At 60.7% G+C, this 20644-nt stretch carries 25 protein-coding genes; 21 read left to right on the top strand and 4 right to left on the bottom strand.

The window, feature by feature from the left end; genetic code table 11:
* Nucleotides 1-500 precede the first annotated feature (500 nt).
* The 17 genes from FHX16_RS02200 (at nucleotide 501) to FHX16_RS02120 (ending at nucleotide 14959) form a co-directional block, all read left to right on the top strand.
* Nucleotides 501-896, top strand: coding sequence for a VOC family protein (locus FHX16_RS02200; RefSeq protein WP_259126400.1), 396 nt, complete (start codon nucleotides 501-503; stop codon nucleotides 894-896).
* A 97-nt stretch (nucleotides 897-993) separates the two neighbouring features.
* On the top strand, nucleotides 994-2058 hold the full coding sequence (gene trpS, locus FHX16_RS02195) for a tryptophan--tRNA ligase (RefSeq protein ID WP_183753231.1): 1065 nt from the start codon (nucleotides 994-996) through the stop codon (nucleotides 2056-2058).
* Between the two features lie 97 nt (nucleotides 2059-2155).
* Nucleotides 2156-2581, top strand: a complete 426-nt coding sequence (locus FHX16_RS02190) for a cupin domain-containing protein (protein WP_183860532.1) — start codon at nucleotides 2156-2158, stop codon at nucleotides 2579-2581.
* Between the two features lie 81 nt (nucleotides 2582-2662).
* Complete coding sequence (locus FHX16_RS02185; protein WP_007529542.1) at nucleotides 2663-3154, top strand: universal stress protein; 492 nt, start codon at nucleotides 2663-2665, stop codon at nucleotides 3152-3154.
* Nucleotides 3155-3264: 110 nt separating this feature from the next.
* On the top strand, nucleotides 3265-3831 hold the full coding sequence (locus FHX16_RS02180) for a NifU family protein (RefSeq protein ID WP_183860534.1): 567 nt from the start codon (nucleotides 3265-3267) through the stop codon (nucleotides 3829-3831).
* Nucleotides 3832-3932: 101 nt separating this feature from the next.
* Nucleotides 3933-4592 carry a tRNA (adenosine(37)-N6)-threonylcarbamoyltransferase complex dimerization subunit type 1 TsaB gene (gene tsaB, locus FHX16_RS02175; protein ID WP_183860536.1) on the top strand — a complete coding sequence of 220 codons (660 nt, stop codon included), beginning with the start codon at nucleotides 3933-3935 and terminating at the stop codon, nucleotides 4590-4592.
* The gene (locus tag FHX16_RS02170; RefSeq protein WP_405049256.1) at nucleotides 4589-5089 is read left to right on the top strand and encodes a GNAT family N-acetyltransferase; all 501 of its coding nucleotides are present in this window, start codon (nucleotides 4589-4591) and stop codon (nucleotides 5087-5089) included. The genes tsaB and FHX16_RS02170 overlap by 4 nt, the downstream gene beginning before the upstream one ends.
* 36 nt (nucleotides 5090-5125) lie before the next feature.
* A complete protein-coding gene (locus FHX16_RS02165) occupies nucleotides 5126-5554 on the top strand; it encodes a Fur family transcriptional regulator (RefSeq protein ID WP_016552503.1) in 429 nt (142 codons plus the stop codon).
* Between the two features lie 30 nt (nucleotides 5555-5584).
* Nucleotides 5585-6382 (top strand): 1-acyl-sn-glycerol-3-phosphate acyltransferase, encoded by a 798-nt coding sequence (locus FHX16_RS02160; protein ID WP_183860538.1) that lies wholly within the window; start codon nucleotides 5585-5587, stop codon nucleotides 6380-6382.
* A 50-nt stretch (nucleotides 6383-6432) separates the two neighbouring features.
* Nucleotides 6433-7842: a tRNA (N6-isopentenyl adenosine(37)-C2)-methylthiotransferase MiaB gene (gene miaB / locus FHX16_RS02155; RefSeq protein ID WP_183860540.1), complete on the top strand. Its 1410-nt coding sequence runs from the start codon at nucleotides 6433-6435 to the stop codon at nucleotides 7840-7842.
* 19 nt (nucleotides 7843-7861) lie between these two features.
* Entirely contained in the window at nucleotides 7862-8914 is a 1053-nt protein-coding gene (locus FHX16_RS02150; RefSeq protein WP_016552500.1) for a PhoH family protein, read from the top strand.
* Complete coding sequence (ybeY, locus tag FHX16_RS02145; RefSeq protein ID WP_183860542.1) at nucleotides 8914-9429, top strand: rRNA maturation RNase YbeY; 516 nt, start codon at nucleotides 8914-8916, stop codon at nucleotides 9427-9429. Before FHX16_RS02150 ends, ybeY begins: the two co-directional genes overlap by 1 nt.
* Complete coding sequence (locus tag FHX16_RS02140) at nucleotides 9426-10574, top strand: hemolysin family protein (protein ID WP_183753251.1); 1149 nt, start codon at nucleotides 9426-9428, stop codon at nucleotides 10572-10574. The genes ybeY and FHX16_RS02140 overlap by 4 nt, the downstream gene beginning before the upstream one ends.
* A 77-nt stretch (nucleotides 10575-10651) precedes the next feature.
* Nucleotides 10652-12253, top strand: a complete 1602-nt coding sequence (gene lnt / locus FHX16_RS02135; RefSeq protein WP_183860544.1) for an apolipoprotein N-acyltransferase — start codon at nucleotides 10652-10654, stop codon at nucleotides 12251-12253.
* Between the two features lie 151 nt (nucleotides 12254-12404).
* Nucleotides 12405-12824, top strand: coding sequence for a helix-turn-helix domain-containing protein (locus tag FHX16_RS02130; RefSeq protein ID WP_018855116.1), 420 nt, complete (start codon nucleotides 12405-12407; stop codon nucleotides 12822-12824).
* Between the two features lie 183 nt (nucleotides 12825-13007).
* Nucleotides 13008-14261 carry a methionine adenosyltransferase gene (gene metK, locus FHX16_RS02125; protein WP_114711016.1) on the top strand — a complete coding sequence of 418 codons (1254 nt, stop codon included), beginning with the start codon at nucleotides 13008-13010 and terminating at the stop codon, nucleotides 14259-14261.
* Nucleotides 14258-14959: a tRNA (guanosine(46)-N(7))-methyltransferase TrmB gene (locus FHX16_RS02120; protein WP_183860546.1), complete on the top strand. Its 702-nt coding sequence runs from the start codon at nucleotides 14258-14260 to the stop codon at nucleotides 14957-14959. Before metK ends, FHX16_RS02120 begins: the two co-directional genes overlap by 4 nt.
* Nucleotides 14960-14966: 7 nt before the next feature.
* Here FHX16_RS02120 and FHX16_RS02115 read toward each other — a convergent pair whose 3' ends face one another.
* Nucleotides 14967-15224 carry a DUF1150 family protein gene (locus FHX16_RS02115; RefSeq protein ID WP_007799651.1) on the bottom strand — a complete coding sequence of 86 codons (258 nt, stop codon included), beginning with the start codon at nucleotides 15222-15224 and terminating at the stop codon, nucleotides 14967-14969.
* Between the two features lie 49 nt (nucleotides 15225-15273).
* Nucleotides 15274-15705, bottom strand: a complete 432-nt coding sequence (locus FHX16_RS02110) for an Hsp20 family protein (protein ID WP_016552493.1) — start codon at nucleotides 15703-15705, stop codon at nucleotides 15274-15276.
* Nucleotides 15706-15965: 260 nt separating this feature from the next.
* Here FHX16_RS02110 and FHX16_RS02105 point away from each other — a divergent pair, with 260 nt between their 5' ends.
* Nucleotides 15966-16910, top strand: coding sequence for a nucleoside hydrolase (locus tag FHX16_RS02105; RefSeq protein WP_183860548.1), 945 nt, complete (start codon nucleotides 15966-15968; stop codon nucleotides 16908-16910).
* Between the two features lie 58 nt (nucleotides 16911-16968).
* On the opposite strand, the gene grpE is transcribed toward FHX16_RS02105, so the two are convergent.
* Complete coding sequence (gene grpE, locus FHX16_RS02100) at nucleotides 16969-17589, bottom strand: nucleotide exchange factor GrpE (RefSeq protein WP_183860550.1); 621 nt, start codon at nucleotides 17587-17589, stop codon at nucleotides 16969-16971.
* A 218-nt stretch (nucleotides 17590-17807) separates the two neighbouring features.
* Between grpE and FHX16_RS02095 the strand changes: the two genes are divergently transcribed.
* Nucleotides 17808-18242 carry a GFA family protein gene (locus FHX16_RS02095; protein ID WP_016552490.1) on the top strand — a complete coding sequence of 145 codons (435 nt, stop codon included), beginning with the start codon at nucleotides 17808-17810 and terminating at the stop codon, nucleotides 18240-18242.
* Nucleotides 18243-18247: 5 nt separating this feature from the next.
* Here FHX16_RS02095 and hrcA read toward each other — a convergent pair whose 3' ends face one another.
* Nucleotides 18248-19336, bottom strand: coding sequence for a heat-inducible transcriptional repressor HrcA (gene hrcA, locus FHX16_RS02090; RefSeq protein ID WP_016552489.1), 1089 nt, complete (start codon nucleotides 19334-19336; stop codon nucleotides 18248-18250).
* A 175-nt stretch (nucleotides 19337-19511) separates the two neighbouring features.
* Here hrcA and rph point away from each other — a divergent pair, with 175 nt between their 5' ends.
* Both rph and FHX16_RS02080 read left to right on the top strand, forming a co-directional pair.
* The gene (gene rph / locus FHX16_RS02085; protein ID WP_016552488.1) at nucleotides 19512-20231 is read left to right on the top strand and encodes a ribonuclease PH; all 720 of its coding nucleotides are present in this window, start codon (nucleotides 19512-19514) and stop codon (nucleotides 20229-20231) included.
* Nucleotides 20228-20644: a VOC family protein gene (locus tag FHX16_RS02080; RefSeq protein ID WP_183860554.1), complete on the top strand. Its 417-nt coding sequence runs from the start codon at nucleotides 20228-20230 to the stop codon at nucleotides 20642-20644. Before rph ends, FHX16_RS02080 begins: the two co-directional genes overlap by 4 nt.

The following is a 20644-nucleotide window of genomic DNA, read 5'->3' as shown; positions in this document are numbered from 1 at the left end:
GAATCTCGGCAAATTTTCCCCGACATCTGGACCGATCCTAGAATTCGTCCCTCCTGTCGCGGATACACCGCAAGGCGTTGCGGCGAGGCGGGACCGGCGCGGGGGGTGAGGGTAGGACGCAAAACCTCATGCACCGGGTCCGCAGAAAATGGTCTCCCTCCGGGGACGGCGGCGATCGCGCGAATCCGGCGTCGAGTTGAGCCCCGGACGTGCCTGTGTGGCACACATGGCCCCCAGGGGAAGCAAAGCTTCCTCGGGCAAGGCGGCAGAGGGACCGGAGTTGCGGGCATAAACCGCCGAACGGGGCGCTGGGAAGCGCCATATTGTTTTTACTCCAGCGAGGCAATTTCCAGCGCCCCGTCCGAGTGAAGTGCAGGATCAAGCCACGGGCCGCAAGGACCGCGTGAGGGAAGCGCCGTGCACCGAACGCCGGCACCCGGCCGCCCTTGACCAGCCACGCATCCTTGGCGACAACACCACACCACGAATCGGAGCCTGCAATGTTCCAATCACTTTTCCTCGTGACCCTCGTCGTCGACGATTACGATCGTGCCAAAGATTTCTACTGCGGCGCGGTTGGCTTCGATTGCCTCCAGGACGACATTCAGCCCGACGGCAAGCGATGGGTGGTCGTCAAGCCGAAGGGCGGGGACGGTGCCGCCTTTCTGCTCGCGCGAGCTGCCAACGACCGGCAAACGGCGGCGATGGGCAACCAGGCGGGCGGGCGCGTCGGCTTCTTCATCAAGACCGACGATTTTGCCCGCGACCACGCGTCGATGCTGGCGAAGGGCGTGCAGTTTCTCGAGGCGCCGCGGCACGAGGTTTACGGCACAGTCGCCGTCTTTGCGGATCCTTATGGCAACACCTTCGATCTGATCGAACACACCGCAGGCTGAACCCCTTGATTGCGCTGGCGTCCGCGTGCATAAGCGCGCCCGTTAGCAACATGGGCCATTGGCCCTGGGGCCCTCCACCAGCCTAATCGAGGACATGATGAACGAATTCAAGAAAGTGGTTTTCTCCGGCGTCCAGCCGACAGGAAATCTCCATCTCGGCAACTATCTCGGCGCGATCCGCAAGTTCGTCGCCCTGCAGGAAGGCAACGACTGCATCTACTGCGTCGTCGACATGCATGCGCTTACGGCACAGCTCGTCCATGAGGACATGCCGAACCAGATCCGTTCGATCGCCGCCGCCTTCATTGCGTCCGGCATCGATCCGGAAAAGCATATCGTTTTCAACCAGTCGGCCGTGCCTCAGCATGCCGAGCTTGCCTGGATCTTCAATTGCGTTGCGCGCATCGGTTGGATGAACCGCATGACGCAGTTCAAGGACAAGGCCGGCAAGGACCGCGAGCAGGCTTCGCTCGGTCTCTACGCCTATCCGAGCCTGATGGCTGCCGACATCCTCGTCTACCGCGGCACGCATGTCCCGGTCGGCGACGACCAGAAGCAGCACCTTGAACTCGCCCGCGACATCGCCATGAAGTTCAACCTCGACTATGCGGAACATATCCGCAAGACGGACTACGGCATCGACATCACGGTCGGCAACGAACCGGTGCATGCCTATTTCCCGATGGTCGAGCCGCTGATCGATGGCCCGGCGCCACGCGTCATGTCGCTTCGCGACGGCACCAAGAAAATGTCGAAGTCGGACCCATCAGATCTGTCGCGCATCAACCTGATGGACGACGAGGACGCGATCTCGAAGAAGATCCGCAAGGCCAAGACCGATCCGGAAGGTTTGCCTGGTGAAGTCGACGGCCTCAAGGGCCGCCCGGAAGCCGACAACCTTGTCGGCATCTATGCGGCGCTCGCCGACAGGTCGAAGGCTGATGTGCTTGCCGAATTTGGTGGCCAGCAGTTCTCGGTGTTCAAGCCGGCGCTTGTTGATTTGGCCATCAACGTGCTCTCGCCGATCACCGCTGAAATGCGTCGCCTGATGTCGGACACCAGCCACATCGACGCGATCCTGCGCAATGGTTCCGAACGGGCGCGGGCGCGGGCCGAAGTGACGATGAAAGAAGTGCGCGACATCGTCGGCTTCCTGTACTGAAATATGACCTTGGCCCGGGGCGGACCTCACCGCCCCGGGCTTGTCGAAGCCAGACCTGCGGCGTAGTCTTATCGAAACGGACCGTCAGGAGGCTTCGATGCGAGATCGCAACCTCATCCAGATCGGAACCATGGAGATCCGGCTTCTGATCGACGAGGATCAGAGCGCCGAGAGCCTCGTGATGTTCGAATTCACGGTCCCGCCCCAGGCACGTGTCCCCGCCCCTCACTATCACCGCGACGTCGACGAAGTGATCTACGGCTTGTCCGGCACGATGACGACGACGCTGGACGGGCGCAAGCACGAGATCGGGCCCGGGGCCACCCTGTTCATTCCGCGCGGCTATGTCCACACCCACGAGAACCTGCACGGTGAAGCCGCCAAGGCCTTGATCACCATGACGCCCGGGTTGATCGGCAGGCGCTATTTCGAGGAAATGGCTTTGGCCATCAACGTTCATGGGAAACCCGACATCGAGCATGTGAAGGCGATCATGCGCCTTTACGGACTGGTTCCCGTCTGACGCAGACTGGCCCGGCAGACCGTTCGAGGGTCAAAAACGAGGGCTTGCAAATTTTCAGGTTCAGGTGTCAGAGTCCGGCCCATGGTATCGAAACGACTCTCCCGGCTCGAAGGTCATCGCCGCAAATTCATTGCGGTCATCGACGATACGCCCGAATGCTCCCGCGCCGTCCACTACGCCGGTCGGCGCGCCAAGAACTCGAACGGCGGCCTAGTGCTGATGTACGTGATTCCGGAGGGGGACTTCCAGCAATGGTTGGGGGTTGAGGAGATTATGCGGGCCGAGGCGCGCGAGGAAGCCGAAGCGGTGGTCGCGAAAGCGGCGCACGTGGTTCGCGAAACGATCGGCATCGACCCGGAGATCGTCATCCGCGAGGGAAGTGCCACCGAGCAGATCAACGCCGTCATCGAAGAAGACCGCGATATCGCGATCCTGGTGCTGGCCGCAAGCTCCGCCAAGGAGGGACCGGGGCCGCTGGTGTCGTCGATCGCCGGACGTGGCGCGACATTTCCGATCCCCGTCACGGTCCTGCCTGATACATTGACGGACGAGGAACTGGATGCGCTCGCATAAAGCGATTTCTTGAGTACCAGTCTCTTGAATAGAGTTGCCAATCGGCTTATTTTCTTTTTTGAAGAATTCTAAAGACGGCGTGGGCCGCTGCCCGCCGCACGGAGAGCGAGATGTTTATTCAGACCGAAGCCACGCCGAATCCCGCCACGCAGAAGTTCCTGCCGGGTCGGGTCGTCATGGAAAACGGAACCGCCGAATTCCGCAACGCGGACGAGGCTGAGGCATCGCCGCTCGCGGCTCGCCTGTTCGAGATTCCTGGCGTGACCGGCGTCTATTTCGGCTACGATTTCATTTCCGTGTCCAAGGACAATGCCGAGTGGCAGCACCTGAAGCCGGCGATCCTCGGCTCAATCATGGAACACTTCATGTCCGGCAAGCCCGTGATGGGCGACGCTTCTGTCCTTTCCGAAGATCTTGATGCCGGCGGCGAATTCTTCGATGAAGCCGATGAATCGATCGTGCTCACCATCAAGGAATTGCTGGATACCCGAGTCCGTCCCGCCGTTGCACAGGATGGCGGCGACATCACCTTCCGTGGCTTCAAGGACGGCAAGGTCTATCTCAACATGAAAGGCTCCTGCTCCGGCTGCCCGTCTTCGACGGCGACGCTGAAGCATGGCGTGCAGAACCTGCTTCGCCATTTCGTTCCGGAAGTCGAGGAAGTCGTCGCCGCCTGACGACGACGCCCTGTCCCGGCATTTGTCCTGGCGCAGCATTTGCAAGCGCGGCAGGGTGAATGTATGGACGCTGAGGAACGCTTTATTCGGAAATTGATGCCATGATCATACTGGCGCTCGACACCGCAGGTGTGGATTGCGCTGCCGCTCTCTATGACAGCGGCAGGGATACGATGCTGGGGGAGGCATCGGACATGATCGGCAAGGGGCATGCTGAACATCTGATGGGAATCGTCGACCGCGTGCTGGAGCAGGCCGGCGTCGCGCTTTCGGCTGTCGATCGCATTGCCGTTACCATCGGCCCAGGCTCCTTTACCGGCATTCGCGTCGGCGTCGCCGCCGCCCGTGGCTTTGCGCTGTCGCTCGGCGTTCCGGCCGTCGGCGTCACCACGCTTGCGGTCATGGCCGAGGCGCAGCGGTTGAAGACGCCAGGGCGGAGCGTGCTTACCGCCATGGATGCCAAGCGAAACGAGATCTATCTGCAGACATTCGATGCCGATGGCGAACCGCTCGATGAGGCCCGCGCTGTCGCCGTCGAGGAAGCACAGGCAATTGCTGCGACGTTCGAGGGCGAAATTGCCGGTTCGGCTACGCCGCTCTTGAAACCCGGCACGATCGGCGATTGCGCCAACCATTTCCCGATTTCCATCGTGGCGCGTCTCGGCGCTGCCGCCGACCCGTCTTCCGGAAAGCCGAAGCCCCTCTATCTGCGCGGACCCGATGCCAAGCCGCAGGCCGGGTTTGCGATTGCGCGAGTATGACCATGTTGGAATCCTATCTGACGCTGAAGCCGGAATTCGAGATTGTCCCGATGGACGCCGATGACTGCCGCGCCGTGGCGGCGTTACACGGCGAACGCTTCGCACGACCATGGGGCGATGGCGAATTCTATAGCTTGCTCAGCCAGGACACCGTCTTCGGCTTCGTCGCTCGGCAGACCAACGCATTTCTGAAGAAGCCGCTGCCGGGTTTTGTGCTCGCGCGTCAGGTCGCTGGCGAGGCGGAGATCCTGACAGTCGCCGTGCAGACGAAGGTCGCTCGCGCCGGCCTTGGCTGGCGGCTGATGCAAGCTGCGATGCGTGAAGCGAAGCTGCGCGGTGGCGAGAGCATCTTCCTGGAGGTCGATGACGGCAATGCGGCAGCGCTCGGGCTCTACCGCAAGCTTGGATTCGAGAAAGTCGGTGAACGCAAGGGTTACTACAAGGATACCCAGGGCGCGGTTTCCACGGCGCTTGTCATGAAGCGCGTTCTTCGCTAGTCCGTTGCTCAAACGTTGACTATCGGAAGGCAGCCCATGACTGACGTCGCCAAGACCCTTGAGGAGCTTTGCACCGAACGCGGCATGCGCATGACCGAGCAGCGCCGGGTGATTGCCCGCATCCTCGAGGAGTCGGCCGACCACCCTGACGTGGAGGAACTCTACCGCCGCTCCGTCAAGGTCGACGCCAAGATCTCCATCTCCACCGTCTATCGCACCGTGAAATTGTTCGAGGACGCCGGCATTATCGAACGCCACGACTTCCGAGACGGCCGCTCGCGCTATGAGACGGTGCCGGAAGAGCATCACGACCATCTCATCGACCTGAAGTCGGGCGTCGTCATCGAGTTTCACTCGCCGGAGATCGAGGCCCTGCAGGAACGCATTGCCCGCGAGCATGGCTTCAAGCTCGTCGACCATCGACTGGAGCTCTATGGCATCCCACTCAAAAAGGACGAGCGCTGAGGCCATGAGCGCAGCCGCGGAGTCTTCGTTTTGATCGCCTGGCTGCGTCTCGCCCTCGCCGGTATCGTCATTTTCTTCGCCAGCATAGTGCTTATGCCCTGGCAGCTTCTTGCGTTGCGCTTCGACTGGAAGCTGCGACGCTGGCTGCCGCGCATCTGGCATCGCATCGTTTGTTTCTGCCTCGGCATCCGAATCCGCGTCCATGGCAAGATGGAGACCCACAGGCCGTTGATGCTTTGCGCCAACCATTCGTCGTGGATGGACATCATGGTGTTGTCCGCGGTCGCCGACGTCGCCTTCATCGCCAAGATCGAAGTGCGCGACTGGCCGATCTTCGGCAACCTGGCGAAGCTGCAGAAGAGCGTGTTCGTGGTGCGCGAGGAAAAGCGCAAGACCGGCCACCAGGCCAACGAAATTGCCACCCGCATGGCGGATGGCGAGATCGTCGTTCTGTTCCCGGAGGGCACGACCTCGGACGGGAATCGGCTTCTCGAGGTCAAATCCTCGCTGTTTGGCGCAGCCGCCATGGCGGTGCCGGCGTCGCCAACAGGCGCCGTCGTGGTTCAACCGGTCGCGGTTGCCTATACGGGTGTCTACGGCCTGCCGATGGGCCGTTATCACCGGCCCCTCGCCTCTTGGCCAGGCGATGTCGAGATGTTCCCGCACCTGAAGGACATGCTGCAATGCGGTGCCTTCGAGGTTGACGTCTGTTTCGGCGAGGCGGTGGAGTATCGTGCCGACAGTAACCGCAAGGAAGTCAGCGCGACGATTGCCCGACGCATCCGCACGATGCTTGGCGCCGCTTTGCGCGGTCACAAGACGGCCTAAGGCACAAGATTTCCTTTTCTCGCGCATGAAAAACCACTAAATAGCCGGCCATGACCCAGGACAGCGCCCTTCTTCAGGCCCCGGAGACCGATCTCCGCGATGGCAGCAACAGCCGCAAGGTATTCATCAAGACCTACGGCTGCCAAATGAACGTCTACGACTCGACGCGCATGAGCGATGCACTCGCCCGTGACGGATATGAGCCGACGGAAGTCATGGAAGAGGCTGACCTTGTCCTGCTCAACACCTGCCATATCCGCGAAAAGGCTGCTGAAAAGGTCTATTCGGCGCTGGGTCGTCTGCGCGACATGAAGAAGGAACGCAGCAAGCAAGGCCGGGAGTTCATGATCGGCGTTGCCGGCTGTGTCGCACAGGCCGAGGGCGAGGAAATCCTGCGCCGGGCGCCAGCCGTCGATGTCGTCATCGGTCCTCAGACCTATCACCGCCTGCCGGAAGCGCTGCGCAAGGCGAAGGAAGGCCAGCGCATCGTCGACACCGAATATGCGCTGGAAGACAAGTTCGAGCATCTGCCGATCGCCGAAGCCAAGAAAATCCGCTCGCGTGGCGTCACCTCCTTCCTTACCGTCCAAGAAGGATGCGACAAGTTCTGCACTTTCTGTGTCGTGCCTTACACCCGCGGTTCGGAAGTGTCGCGGCCGGTCAGCCAGATCGTCGAGGAAGCGCAAAAGCTCGTCGAGGGCGGCGTACGCGAGATCACCCTGCTCGGCCAGAACGTCAACGCCTGGCATGGTGTCGGCGCCAACGGTCAGGAATGGACCCTTGGCGACCTGCTTTACCGGTTGGCGGAAATTCCCGGGCTTGCGCGCCTGCGCTACACCACCAGCCATCCGCGCGACATGGACGACCGCCTGATCGAAGCGCATCGGGATCTCCGAGCGCTGATGCCATACCTGCATCTGCCGGTGCAGGCCGGCTCCGACCGCATCCTGAAGGCGATGAACCGGCGCCATACGGCTGCCGAGTATCTGACCCTGATTGAGCGGATCCGCGCCGCCCGTCCGGACATCGCTCTCTCCGGCGACTTTATCGTCGGTTTTCCGGGGGAGACAGACCAGGATTTTGAAGATACACTCCGCCTGGTGGAGGAGGTCCGCTATGCACAGGCCTTCTCCTTCAAGTACTCGACACGGCCGGGCACGCCCGGTGCGGAGCTGAAGGACCAGGTGCCGGAAGAGATCAAGGCAGAACGGCTTGAATGCCTGCAGGCGCTTCTCCTGAAGCAACAGCAGGAATTTGCCGAATCCTGTGTCGGGAAAACGATCGAACTGTTGCTTGAAAAGCCCGGTCGTATGCCAGGACAGCTTATAGGCCGTTCTCCCTGGCTTCAGTCCGTGAATGTTGATGCAAAAGCATTGCAAATCGGTGACATTATTAATGTGCGAATCACCGGAACCGGAACCAACAGCCTGTTTGCCGAGATAGCAGAGGCTGAGGTTTAAACCCTAGGAGCTCGACCGCTTGAACGGACAAGAATTGGTTTCTTCTTCACCGCGCCACCCACGCATTGCGAGCGACGCCAATCACTTTATTCTGACGTTCGAGAACAATCGGTTCGCCAGCGAATTGTTCGGTCAGTTTGACCAGAACCTCAAGCTGCTTGAAGAGCGTCTGCACATCGACGCTCGAGCGCGGGGCAATTCCGTCGTTATATCAGGGGACATCGTCGCTACCAACCAGGCGCGGCGCACCCTCGACTATCTCTATGAGAAACTCCAGAAAGGCGGCAGCGTGGAGCGATCCGACGTTGAAGGCGCGATCCGCATGGCGGTCGCGGCGGACGATCAGCTGAGCCTGCCAACCATGGAGCGCAAGGCCAAGCTGACCATGGCACAGGTTTCCACGCGCAAGAAGACCATCATTGCCCGGACTCCGACCCAGGACGCCTATCTCAGGGCACTGGAGCGAGCCGAACTGGTTTTCGGTTGTGGACCCGCAGGTACCGGCAAGACCTATCTCGCCGTCGCCCATGCCGCCCAGCTTCTTGAACGTGGCATGGTCGAGAAGATCATCCTTTCCCGCCCGGCCGTGGAAGCCGGCGAGCGCCTCGGCTTCTTGCCCGGCGATATGAAGGAAAAGGTCGATCCCTACCTTCGCCCGCTCTATGACGCGCTTTACGACATGATGCCGGCCGACAAGGTCGATCGTGCGATCACCGCAGGCGTTATCGAAATCGCGCCGCTCGCCTTCATGCGCGGTCGGACGCTCGCGAACGCCGCCGTCATCCTCGACGAGGCGCAGAACACGACCTCGATGCAGATGAAGATGTTCCTAACGCGTCTTGGTGAGAACTCACGTATGATCGTCACCGGCGACCCGAGCCAGATCGACCTGCCGCGCGGTGTCAAGTCGGGACTGGTGGAGGCTCTTCAACTGCTGAACGGCGTCGAGGGCATCTCGATTGTCCGCTTCAAGGATACCGACGTGGTGCGCCATCCGCTTGTCGGGCGCATAGTCAGAGCCTACGATTCCACCTATGCAACGGAAACCGAAGAGGTTAGCCGGCAGGACTGATGGCGGAACTCGATATCCAGATTAGCGTCGAGGAGGGCAATTGGCCCTCCGAAGATGCGTTGCATGCATTGGCGGACCGGGTGCTTGAAACGGCCGCCAACTATCTGCGCGAGACGGTCAAACAGCCATTTCCGAAAATGGTGCCCGAGGTTTCGCTGGTCTTCACGGACGACGCCTCGATCCAGGACATCAATGCCGAGTGGCGCGGCAAGGACAAGCCGACCAACGTGCTTTCCTTTCCCGCCTTTCCCGTCACGCCGGGCAAGGTGCCAGGTCCGATGCTAGGCGACATCATCATCGCAAGAGAGACCGTGGAGCGGGAGGCAATCGAGCTCGAGAAGCGCTTTGACGACCACCTGACGCATCTGATCGTGCATGGATTCTTGCATCTCTTCGGCTACGACCATAATAATGACGCTGAAGCCGAAATAATGGAGGGGCTGGAGACTCGCATTTTGGCGGTACTCGGCCTATCTGACCCATACGAGGGTCAAGACCTTAAAATGGAACCATGAGCGACTTTACGACGAGACCGGCCGCCGAGGCCAAGGACGCCGATCAATCATCCTCCTCCGACGAGGGTGGCAGTAGTAGGCAGTCTGGACGATCCCAATCCTTCTGGTCGCGTGCGGCGCGTATCTTAAGACCGCAGCAAAACTCACGCCTTCGCGAAGATATTGCGGATGCTTTGATGACCGACGCTGCGGTCGGAGACGTCTTTTCGCCCGATGAGCGGGCGATGCTGCATAACATTCTGCGCTTCCGCGAAGTGCGCGTTGCCGATGTTATGGTCCCCCGTGCCGATATCGAAGCCGTCGATCAGAACATCACCATCGGCGAGTTGATGATCCTGTTCGAGGAATCCGGTCGTTCGCGTATGCCCGTCTATGCCGATACGCTCGACGACCCGCGCGGCATGGTGCATATCCGTGATCTCCTCTCCTACGTCGCCAAGCAGGCGCGGAACAAGCGCCGCGGTAGCGCCAGGGCCATCAAGCCGGCGACGCCTCTCGTGGACGTTTCCCCCGAACATCTGCAGAAGCCGACCCGCTCCGTGAAGGCGAATTTCGATCTCAGCCGCGTCGACCTGCAGAAGACCCTGTCGGAGGCCGGGATCATCCGCAAGATCCTCTTCGTCCCGCCATCCATGCTCGCGTCGGATCTGCTTCGCCGCATGCAGGTGAACCGCACGCAGATGGCGCTCGTCATCGACGAATATGGCGGCACTGACGGCCTGGCGTCGCACGAGGACATCGTCGAGATGGTCGTCGGCGACATCGATGACGAACACGACGACGAAGAGGTGATGTTCAAGCGGGTGTCGGAAGACGTCTTCGTCGCGGATGCGCGTGTCGAACTGGAGGAGATCGCCGAGGCGATCGGACCGGACTTCGACATCACCGAGCAGGTCGACGAAGTCGACACGCTGGGCGGCCTGATCTTCTCCGAGCTTGGACGCATTCCGGTGCGGGGCGAGGTGGTGCAGGCCCTGCCCGGTTTCGAGTTCCACATCCTCGATGCCGATCCGCGTCGCATCAAGCGCGTGAGGATTACCCGCAAGCGCCAGGCCATTCGTCGCCGCGCCAAGCTCGATGGTGACGGCACAGCCGGCTCGGACCAGGGCGAAGAGCGGCAGACGGACGTCCCCACGACAAACTGATTGCCGCAAAGCACGACAAACGGCGGCTTTTTTGAAACACTGCGGTCGGGTTGATTCGCGGCTTGACGGGAGTGCGCATGGAGCGGCTTGCAGACAGGGTTATCCTGGCCTGGGGGTTCAAAAGGGTTGCAGTGGCAATCCTTGCAGGCGCCGTCGGTGTTTTGGCCCTCCCGCCATTTGGCTTCTTTGCCGCGATGTTCGTGTCGTTCACGCTCCTTGTCTGGCTGATCGACGGTTCGGCGGCTGCTCCTGAAAGCGGGTGGATAGGCCGTCTATGGCCTTCCTTCGCTGTCGGCTGGCTCTTCGGGTTCGGCTATTTCATTGCCGGCCTCTGGTGGCTTGGCCACGCCCTGATGATCGACGCGGAGGCTTTTGCATGGGCGCTGCCGCTGGCGATCTTCGGCCTGCCTGCGGTGCTCGCCATCTATTACGGAATTGCCGCCGCGCTGGCACGGACCCTGTGGTCCGATGGCATGGGGCGGATTGCGGCACTTGCTGCGAGCTTCGGATTGCTCGAATGGCTGAGGAGCGTGCTTTTCACCGGCTTTCCCTGGAACGCGGTCGGCTACGGCATGACGCCCGTGCCCCTCATGATGCAATCGGCGCATGTCATCGGCATCATGGGTATCACATCACTGTCGGTCTTCGTCTTCGCCGCGCCCGCACTGCTCGGCACCCGCCAGGGCACCAAGCTCGGTCTCTCCCTGGCGGCTCTGCTGTTCGCTGCGCATATCGGCTACGGCGCCTATATCCTTTATGGCCCGCAGCCGACACCAGCGGCGGACGCCAAAAGCCCTATCATCCGCCTCGTTCAGCCGATGATCGAGCAGACCGCGAAGATGGACACCGACGGCGACCGCGCCGCCATCTTCGAGAAACACCTGAAGCTCTCGGCAGAGCCCCCGAAGGATGGCGGCCGGAAGCCCGACATCATCGTTTGGCCGGAGACGGCCATTCCCTTCATACTCACCGACAATCAGGATGCACTCAGCCGGATCGCCGATACGCTCGACGACAACCAGATCCTGATCGCTGGCGCCGTTCGGGTGGAGGATACCGGGCCCGGCAATCCGCCGCGCTACTACAATTCGATCTACGTCATCGATGGCCGGGGACAGATCGTTGGCGCCGCCGACAAGGTGCATCTTGTGCCGTTCGGCGAATACGTACCGTTCGAGAGCGTCCTCGACGATTTCGGCATCCAGAACGTGGTCGAGATGCCGGGTGGCTTCTCGCCCGCCGCCAGCCGCCAGCTGCTGGCCTTGCCGACCGGGATCAAATTCTATCCGCTCGTCTGCTACGAGATCATTTTCCCTGACGAGATGACGGGCGACCTTGGTGCCGCCAATGCCATCCTCAACGTCACGAACGATGCCTGGTTCGGCGCTACACCTGGACCCTACCAGCACTTCCAGCAGGCCAGGCTGCGTGCCGTGGAGACCGGGCTGCCGCTGATTCGTAATGGTAACAGCGGCATTTCGGCCCTCGTGAACGCTCGCGGCGAAGTCATTACTGGTCTTGATCTCAATGAAACGGGCTTCGTCGATGCAACTATCACGAGCTTCGACGCGCATCGTCCTGCGGGCTATCCACGCCAAACTTACTTCTGGTTGCTGGAAATACTTCTGTTTGTAATTGCTATCGTTTCTCGCTTTGGTTTTGTTTTCAAGCAGAATTGACCGAAAACCCCTAAAATTGCATAGTGGTTGGGATCGGCGTTCTTAGCGTATGTTTCAAGGTGGTTAAGCAAGACTTTGCAACGTGGCGTTTTGGGGTGGGTTTGGGCATGCCGGTTTAAACAAGGTTGAAAATTATTGTTAGGGCAGGACCATGATTGAGAACAAGAAGCGGCCGAACCCCATCGACGTCCATGTAGGTAGTCGCATTCGCCTTCGCAGAACGATGCTCGGAATGAGCCAGGAAAAGCTCGGGGAGAGCCTCGGCATCACCTTTCAGCAGATCCAGAAATACGAAAAGGGCACCAACCGCGTCGGTGCCAGCCGTCTCCAGAACATCTCCAGCATTCTGAACGTCCCGGTCTCCTTCTTCTTTGAAGATGCCCCCGGCGAACAGTCCTCCGGACTGTCCGGCATGGCGGAAGCCTCCAGCTCCAACTATGTGGTCGACTTTCTTTCGTCGTCCGAAGGACTGCAGCTCAACCGCGCCTTTGTGAAGATCACCGACCCCAAGGTTCGCCGCAAGGTCGTGGAATTGGTCAAGGCGCTCGCGGCCGAAGCAGACAGCGAATAATAGCCACTGAAAATTTGGAGCAAGAGTGAAAGCGGCCACAGCGGCCGCTTTTTGGCGTTTTTTGGGCACAAATTGCCACTTAGTCGCAGATATAAAGATATATTTATGTCCTTCTACGCTTGTTTTTCCCGCGCGAACTGAGTACCTACTACGCAGCTTTTGTTCTTTGAGGGGAATCCCGGAATGCGCGCCAATTACCTTTTCACCAGCGAGTCAGTTGCCGAAGGTCACCCGGACAAGGTGTGTGACCGGATCTCCGACGAGATCGTGGATCTGGTCTACCGCGAAGCCGCCAAGACCGGCGTCAACCCTTGGGGCGTGCGCATTGCCTGCGAGACGCTGGCAACCACCAACCGCGTCGTGATCGCCGGTGAAGTGCGCCTGCCGCCGAGCCTGATGAAGAAGGACAAGGACGGCAACGACGTCATCAACCCTTCGAAGTTCAAGGCTGCTGCCCGCCGCGCCATCAAGGACATCGGGTACGAGCAGGACGGCTTCCACTGGAAGACGGCTAAGATCGACGTGCTTCTGCACTCGCAGTCCGCCGACATTGCCCAGGGCGTCGACAGTGCTGCCGACCAGCAGGGCGACGAAGGTGCCGGCGACCAGGGCATCATGTTCGGCTACGCCTGCAAGGAAACGCCTGACCTCATGCCGGCGCCGATCTATTACTCCCACAAGATCCTGCAGCTCCTTGCTACCGCCCGCAAGAAGGGCGACGGCGACGTCGCGAAGCTCGGCCCTGACGCCAAGAGCCAGGTGACCGTGCGTTACGTCAACGGCAAGCCCACCGAAGTCACGTCGATCGTCCTTTCCACCCAGCATCTCGACGAAAGCTGGGACTCGAAGAAGGTGCGCGCGGTTGTCGAACCCTACATCCGTGAAGCTCTCGGCGACCTGCCGATCGCCGACGATTGCAAGTGGTACATCAATCCGACCGGCAAGTTCGTCATCGGCGGCCCGGACGGCGATGCCGGCCTGACCGGCCGCAAGATCATTGTCGACACCTACGGCGGCGCTGCTCCGCACGGCGGCGGCGCGTTCTCCGGTAAGGACACGACCAAGGTCGACCGTTCGGCTGCCTACGCTGCTCGCTACCTCGCGAAAAACGTCGTTGCCGCCGGCCTCTCCGACCGCTGCACGATCCAGCTCTCCTACGCCATTGGCGTCGCGCAGCCGCTGTCGATTTACGTCGACCTGCACGGTACCGGCAAGGGCGTGACGGAAGACATGGTCGAAGCTGCGATCCGCAAGAACATGGACCTGTCGCCGACCGGCATCCGCCGTCACCTCGACCTCAACAAGCCGATCTATGCCAAGACCTCGGCCTACGGCCACTTCGGCCGCAAGGCTGGCCGCGACGGCTCGTTCTCCTGGGAGCGCACTGATCTCGTCAAGGCGCTCAAGGACGCCGTCAAGGTCAAGGAAGCAGCATGACCGACATGGAACGTCGCGGACGCGCGACCGAAGCCTTCTTCGGTCGCCGCAAGGGAAAGGCTCTGCGCGAACATCAGGCAGAGCGACTGAACACCCTGCTTCCGACGTTCCTTATCGACCTTTCAGCGGCTCCGCCCGAGCCGCTGAACACTCTATTTCCGACGCCGACCCAAAGGCTGCGCCTGGAAATCGGCTTTGGCGGCGGCGAGCATCTGATTCATCGCGCCGTCGAGATGCCGTCCACCGGCTTCATCGGTGTCGAGCCCTTCATCAATTCCATGCAGAAGCTGCTGACGAACGTCGACAAGGCGGACGCCAGGAATGTCCGCGTCTACAACGACGATGCGACGCAATTGCTGGATTGGTTGCCGGACGCCTCGATCGACCAGATCGACCTGCTCTACCCGGATCCGTGGCCAAAGCGGAAGCATTGGAAGCGCCGCTTCGTGTCGAAAACCAATCTCGACCGCTTCCACCGCGTGCTAAAGCCGGGCGGGCTGTTCTGCTTCGCCTCGGACATCGATACCTACGTCAACTGGACGCTTCTGAAGTGCCGCGACCATGGCGGCTTCGACTGGCTTGCACAGGATGCAGCAGATTGGCTGAAGCCCTACGAGGGTTGGCCGAGCACACGCTACGAGGCCAAGGCACGGCGCGAAGGCAGATCTTCCGCCTATCTCACATTCAAGCGCGTCTGAGCCTGCCTTAGTGCAGGCTCACCGTTTTCAGTTCATCCTCGGCTGCCTTGAAGAAGGTGCTGGAACGATTGTCAGTCAACAGGATCGGCGTGCCATCGGCGCCGAATAGCGCCCAAAGGTCAACGCTCGGATCGATGTCGGGCGCTTCCGGGAAGCACTTGGCAACTTCTTCGTTGCGCATCTTGCGGATATAGGCGACCTCGCCGTTGCCGATACCGGCAAGTTCGGTTTTGGTCAGGTGCGAATTGGCTTCTTTCATCAACATTCCTGTACCTCCAAGAGAAGGGACCAACGGCTCAACATGCGCCGTTGTCCTACTGTGAGACCGAAATGTTAATTTTCTTCACCATACGGCTGGGCTCCGGGCGGATGAGATCCACCGAGAGCAATCCGTTCTTCAGGCAAGCGCCCAAAACCTGCATCCCGTCGGCCAGAACGAAAGTCCGCTGGAACTGGCGTGCGGCGATGCCGCGATACAGGTAATCCCGCTCCCCCTGCTCGACCTGGCGACCGCGAATTGAAAGCTGATTCTCCTCGACCGAAACGTCTAATTCTTCTTCGCTGAAGCCGGCGACGGCCAGGGTTATGCGCAACCTCTCCGGATCGCCGGAAGCACGGTCGGCGGCAACTCGCTCGATATTGTAGGGGGGATATCCGTCGCTGGCCTTGGAAAGGCGCTCCAGCGTCTTTTCCATGGCGTCAAAGCCCAGGAGTAGCGGGCTTGCGAAAGGCGTCATGCGGCTCATCGTCTTCAAGTCCTTGATTCAAGCGACCTTGCCGGACCTGAATACAGCATCCGAATGTTTCCAATATGGGAACTGACAGGCGCAGGCGCAAGGCGGATGTCGCGCTCGCACTTGGAAAGCCCCGCAACGGTCCGACCTTGACAAAGCAAGCGCCGCCTCGCATCAAAACGTGCCCGCGGCGGCTGTGCCGATTTGCGACGGAAGCATAAACAAACGGTGCATGCAACGAAGACGCGCACCATGAGGATGGAACGACCGGAATGGCGGACCCTAGGAAGATCATTATCGACACTGACCCCGGTCAGGACGACGCCGCGGCCATCATGCTGGCATTCGGCAGCCCGGAAGAACTTCAGGTGCTGGGGATCACTACGGTCGCCGGCAACGTTCCGCTGTCCTATACGAGCCGCAACGCGCGCATTGTCTGCGAGCTCTGCGGCCGTACCGATACGAAGGTCTTTGCCGGCGCCGACAAGCCGATCGCGCGCAAGCTCGTCACTGCGGAGCACGTCCACGGCAAGACGGGACTCGACGGTCCTGTCCTTGACGAGCCGACCATGGCTCTGCAGCCGCAGCATTCCGTGGACTTCATCATCGACACGCTGCGCAGCGAGCCGCAAGGCACCGTGACGCTCTGTACGCTTGGGCCGCTGACCAACATCGGCTTGGCCTTCCAGAAAGCGCCCGACATCGTCCCGCGTGTCCGTGAACTCGTCATGATGGGCGGCGGCTTCTTTGAAGGCGGCAACATTACGCCGGCCGCCGAGTTCAACATCTACGTGGACCCCGAGGCCGCCGACATCGTCCTTCGCTCCGGCATACCGATCGTGATGATGCCGCTCGACGTCACGCACAAGCTCCTGACCCGCCAGGACCGCGTCAAGCGCATGGCCGATCTCGGCACGCGCCCGGCCATCGCCATGGTCGAGATGCTGGAATTCTTCGAGCGCTTCGATGTCGAAAAGTATGGCTCGGACGGCGGCCCGCTGCACGATCCGACCGTAATCGCCTATCTCTTGAAGCCCGAGCTTTTCAAGGGGCGGACCTGCAATGTCGAGATCGAAGTTAAGTCGGAACTGACGGTCGGCATGACCGTTGTCGACTGGTGGCACGTGACGGATCGCAAGCGCAATGTTCAAGTCATGCGCGATGTCGATGCGGACGGCTTCTTCGATCTGCTGATCGAGCGCTTCGCCCGCATCTGATGCCTAGTGCGTTTTAGGGCGCCTGAGAGATCAGGCCCGCGGAAGCGGGTCGATCGGATCAGGCGTCCTTCTGGTCAAAAACCGAATTGGTTTCGGGTTCGACGAGCTTCGGGCCGCCCTTGGCGACACCGACCATGGCCGGACGCAGGACACGCTCGCCAATCGTGTAGCCGGCCTGAACGACCTGAACGACGGTGTTGTTCGGTACTTCGGCATTCGGCACTTCGAACATGGCCTGGTGGAAGTTCGGGTCGAATTTCTGGCCGACCGGCTCCAGCTTGCGGACGCCATGACGCTCGAGCGCCGACAGCATCGAACGCTCGGTCATTTCGACACCTTCGATCAGCGTTGTCAGGCCAGCATCGGCAGCAGCCTTTGCTTCTTCCGGAACAGCATCGATGGCGCGGCGCAGATTGTCGGAAACAGCCAGCATGTCACGGGCGAAGCCGGCGGCTGCGTAGGTCTTCGCGTCCTTGACTTCGCGCTCGGTGCGACGGCGCAGGTTATCCATCTCGGCGGCAAGCCGAAGATAACGGTCGCGCAACTCCGCATTCTCGGTCCTCAGAAGTTCCAGCGGATCGGGCTGTACCGTGGCTTCGTTCTCGACGTTTGCGGCGGCGTCCGCTGCGGCTTCGGCCGCGGCTGCGTCAGGTCCGTTCTTCGTCGTTTCGTCAGTCATGACGTTCTCCGGTGATTGGTGTCTTTTAGGATGTGCCCGATATCGAGCTTTGGCGGGCAAAAATCAAGTCTGCGTGACCGAAAAGCGCGCGATGTAAGGCAACCGATGCGGGGGATGCGAGAGGGGCAGCTTGACTTGCTCGCGCTAAAGTTCTTTTATTTTAGTGCCGCCTAAATCTTCAGTGCTTCGGCCTCATCATGGGTCAGGGAGCTGCTACCATGAACGATCAGAAAAGCTATACCGGGCGCTGCTTCTGCGGCACGGTCGAGATTGTTGCGACCGGCGAACCGGTGGCAATGGGATACTGCCACTGCGCCTCCTGCCGGCATTGGTCGGCCGGGCCGGTCAACGCTTTCACGCTCTGGCAGCCCCAGGCGGTCCACGTCACCAAGGGTGGAGAGCACGTCGAGGGCTACCAGAGGTCCGATACCAGCGTTCGGAAATTCTGCGACCGCTGCGGTGGTCATCTCTACACGGAGCACCCGACCTGGGGCGTCACCGACGTTTACGCAGCCCTTCTGCCCGATCTCGATTATGCCCCGGCGTTGCACGTGAACTATCAGGAAAGCGTGTTGCGCATCCGTGATGGCCTGCCAAAATACAAAGATATGCCGGCGGAGATGGGCGGATCGGGCGACACTCTGCCGGAGTAGCCCTTCTACTTCGTGCCGCGCGACAATCGCGTCATCAGCTGAGCGGTGTAATCGACCATCGGAACGATGCGCGAGTAGTTGAGACGCGTCGGCCCTATGACGCCGACGGCGCCGACAATGCGGTCATCGTCGTCCCTGTAGGGCGCGACGATCAACGACGAGCCCGAGAGCGAGAACAGCTTGTTCTCCGAGCCGATGAAAATCCGCACCCCGGGGCCGCTTTCGGCCAGGTTCAGAAGCTCGAGCAAGCTGTCTTTCTTCTCCAGATCGTCGAACAGCATGCGCAGACGGTCAAGATCGTCGGCACCGGCGAGACCGGCCAGCAGATTGGCACGGCCGCGAATGATGAGCTGCGCGGGCTTGCCTTCGTCGGCGCTACCGGACCAGACGGCGATGCCGCGCTCGACGAGATCCTGCGACAGCGTGTCTAGCTCGCGGCGCACATCATCCTTCAGTCGGCTCAACTGATTGCGCAGTTCCGGCAGCGTCTGCCCGGTCATGTGCGCATTGAGAAAGTTTGCGGCCTCGGTCAATTGCGATGACGTGACGCCTGCCGGAAGCTCGATGATCCGGTTTTCCACTTGGTCGTGATCGCCGACGAGCACCGCGAGCGCCTTGGTCGGCTCAAGCCTGATGAATTCGACATGCTTGAGAACAGGATCGCTCTTCGAGGTGATGACCAGTCCGGCGCCGCGCGAAATGCCCGAGAGCATGCGGCTCGCCTCGTTCATCATCAACTCCATCGGATTGTCGCGACTTTCGGCGCGCACCTGCCGATCGATATTGGCGCGATCCTCGGCTGAGAGATCGCCTACCTGCATGAAGGCGTCGACGAAGAAGCGTAGGCCGATCTGCGTCGGCAGACGGCCGGCGCTGACATGCGGTGAATAGATGAGGCCAAGTTCTTCCAGATCGCTCATGACGTTGCGCACAGATGCCGGCGACAGCGACATCGGCAGGATGCGCGAAAGGTTACGGGAGCCGAGCGGTTCACCCGTTTCCAGATAGCCCTCTACAATGCGGCGAAAGATTTCCTTAGAGCGTTCATCCAGCGCAGCCACTGCATCTGAAACCGACGTCGATCTGAACTCCATGAAGCCTTGCGTACCCGTGCTGACGATGATCCGACAAAATATAGCCAATCTCCCCGCAGCGGCAAAAGGGAAATTGCAAATGGGCGCTGCCAATCGTAGAAGCTCTCAACACCACAGCACGCATGATCTATCCGAAGGCTGCTCGCGTCTTCGGCATGACGATTAGGAGAATAGTATGCGGCCCTCAGGCAGAAAAACCGACCAGATGCGCAAGGTCTCTTTCGAGCGCAATTTCTCCAAGCATGCAGAAGGCTCCTGTCTGGTGAAGTTCGGCGATACGCATGTGCTGTGCACGGCTAGCGTCGAGGAAAAGCCGCCGGCGTGGCTGCGCAACACCGGCAAGGGCTGGGTCACGGCTGAATACGGCATGCTGCCGCGCGCAACCGGCGACCGCATGAAGCGCGAGGCTGCGGCCGGCAAGCAGGGTGGCCGCACCCAGGAAATCCAGCGCCTGATCGGCCGGTCGCTGCGCGCCGTCGTCGATCTCAAGGAACTCGGCGAACGCCAGATCACGCTCGACTGCGATGTCATCCAGGCGGACGGCGGCACGCGCACGGCATCGATCACCGGTGCCTGGATTGCGCTCCACGACTGCCTGAAGTGGATGGAGAGCCGCAACATGCTCAAGGTCGAGCGGGTGCTGAAGGACCATGTCGCTGCCATCTCGTGCGGAATCTTCGCCAACCAGTCGGTGCTCGATCTCGACTACCTCGAAGACTCCTCGGCCGAGACCGACGCGAACTTCGTGATGACCGGCACCGGCGGTATCGTCGAAATCCAGGGCACTGCAGAAGGTACGCCCTTCACCGACGAGGAGTTCGCTTCGCTGATGACGCTCGCCAAGGCAGGTATCGCCGAACTCGTCGCAATGCAGAAGCAGGCAATCGCCGGATGAACGACATGCTGGAAGGCATGCTGGAAACGGCGCTCTATGCTGACGATCTCGACAAGGCAGAAGCCTTCTATGAAGGCATCCTCGGCCTTTCGAAGATCTCGCGGGGCGGCAACCGGCATGTCTTCTTTCGCTGCGGTGCCGGTGTATTGCTGATCTTCAACCCTGACGAAACGATCAAGCCACCCTCGCCCGGCTCCCTGCAGGTGCCGCCGCATGGCACGACCGGCGCGGGACACGCTTGCTTCCGTGTCTCCGGGGAAAATCTCGATGCAATTGCGGCCCGGCTGAAGTCCAACGGCGTTGCCATCGAATCCGGAGTCACCTGGCCGCAAGGCGGCCGCTCGATCTATTTCCGCGATCCGGCGGGCAACAGCCTCGAATGCGCTGAAGCCCGCATCTGGGGCATCGAATAG

The sequence above is a fragment of the Rhizobium sp. BK661 genome, from assembly GCF_024808825.1.
In the GTDB taxonomy this organism is placed as follows: Bacteria; Pseudomonadota; Alphaproteobacteria; order Rhizobiales; family Rhizobiaceae; genus Rhizobium.
This window is presented reverse-complemented; position numbering and strand designations above follow the sequence as displayed.

Excerpts from the sequence above, each read along its gene's own strand:
- grpE (WP_183860550.1), bottom strand. The coding sequence starts at position 17,589 with ATGACTGACGAAACGACGAAGAACGGACCTGACGCAGCCGCGGCCGAA.
- FHX16_RS02095 (WP_016552490.1), top strand. The coding sequence starts at position 17,808 with ATGAACGATCAGAAAAGCTATACCGGGCGCTGCTTCTGCGGCACGGTC.
- FHX16_RS02190 (WP_183860532.1), top strand. The coding sequence starts at position 2,156 with ATGCGAGATCGCAACCTCATCCAGATCGGAACCATGGAGATCCGGCTT.
- FHX16_RS02115 (WP_007799651.1), bottom strand. The coding sequence starts at position 15,224 with ATGTTGATGAAAGAAGCCAATTCGCACCTGACCAAAACCGAACTTGCC.
- FHX16_RS02130 (WP_018855116.1), top strand. The coding sequence starts at position 12,405 with ATGATTGAGAACAAGAAGCGGCCGAACCCCATCGACGTCCATGTAGGT.
- hrcA (WP_016552489.1), bottom strand. The coding sequence starts at position 19,336 with ATGGAGTTCAGATCGACGTCGGTTTCAGATGCAGTGGCTGCGCTGGAT.
- FHX16_RS02170 (WP_405049256.1), top strand. The coding sequence starts at position 4,589 with ATGACCATGTTGGAATCCTATCTGACGCTGAAGCCGGAATTCGAGATT.
- metK (WP_114711016.1), top strand. The coding sequence starts at position 13,008 with ATGCGCGCCAATTACCTTTTCACCAGCGAGTCAGTTGCCGAAGGTCAC.
- FHX16_RS02120 (WP_183860546.1), top strand. The coding sequence starts at position 14,258 with ATGACCGACATGGAACGTCGCGGACGCGCGACCGAAGCCTTCTTCGGT.
- FHX16_RS02180 (WP_183860534.1), top strand. The coding sequence starts at position 3,265 with ATGTTTATTCAGACCGAAGCCACGCCGAATCCCGCCACGCAGAAGTTC.
- FHX16_RS02080 (WP_183860554.1), top strand. The coding sequence starts at position 20,228 with ATGAACGACATGCTGGAAGGCATGCTGGAAACGGCGCTCTATGCTGAC.
- rph (WP_016552488.1), top strand. The coding sequence starts at position 19,512 with ATGCGGCCCTCAGGCAGAAAAACCGACCAGATGCGCAAGGTCTCTTTC.
- FHX16_RS02110 (WP_016552493.1), bottom strand. The coding sequence starts at position 15,705 with ATGAGCCGCATGACGCCTTTCGCAAGCCCGCTACTCCTGGGCTTTGAC.
- FHX16_RS02105 (WP_183860548.1), top strand. The coding sequence starts at position 15,966 with ATGGCGGACCCTAGGAAGATCATTATCGACACTGACCCCGGTCAGGAC.
- FHX16_RS02200 (WP_259126400.1), top strand. The coding sequence starts at position 501 with ATGTTCCAATCACTTTTCCTCGTGACCCTCGTCGTCGACGATTACGAT.
- lnt (WP_183860544.1), top strand. The coding sequence starts at position 10,652 with ATGGAGCGGCTTGCAGACAGGGTTATCCTGGCCTGGGGGTTCAAAAGG.
- FHX16_RS02185 (WP_007529542.1), top strand. The coding sequence starts at position 2,663 with ATGGTATCGAAACGACTCTCCCGGCTCGAAGGTCATCGCCGCAAATTC.
- FHX16_RS02165 (WP_016552503.1), top strand. The coding sequence starts at position 5,126 with ATGACTGACGTCGCCAAGACCCTTGAGGAGCTTTGCACCGAACGCGGC.
- FHX16_RS02140 (WP_183753251.1), top strand. The coding sequence starts at position 9,426 with ATGAGCGACTTTACGACGAGACCGGCCGCCGAGGCCAAGGACGCCGAT.
- miaB (WP_183860540.1), top strand. The coding sequence starts at position 6,433 with ATGACCCAGGACAGCGCCCTTCTTCAGGCCCCGGAGACCGATCTCCGC.
- trpS (WP_183753231.1), top strand. The coding sequence starts at position 994 with ATGAACGAATTCAAGAAAGTGGTTTTCTCCGGCGTCCAGCCGACAGGA.
- ybeY (WP_183860542.1), top strand. The coding sequence starts at position 8,914 with ATGGCGGAACTCGATATCCAGATTAGCGTCGAGGAGGGCAATTGGCCC.
- tsaB (WP_183860536.1), top strand. The coding sequence starts at position 3,933 with ATGATCATACTGGCGCTCGACACCGCAGGTGTGGATTGCGCTGCCGCT.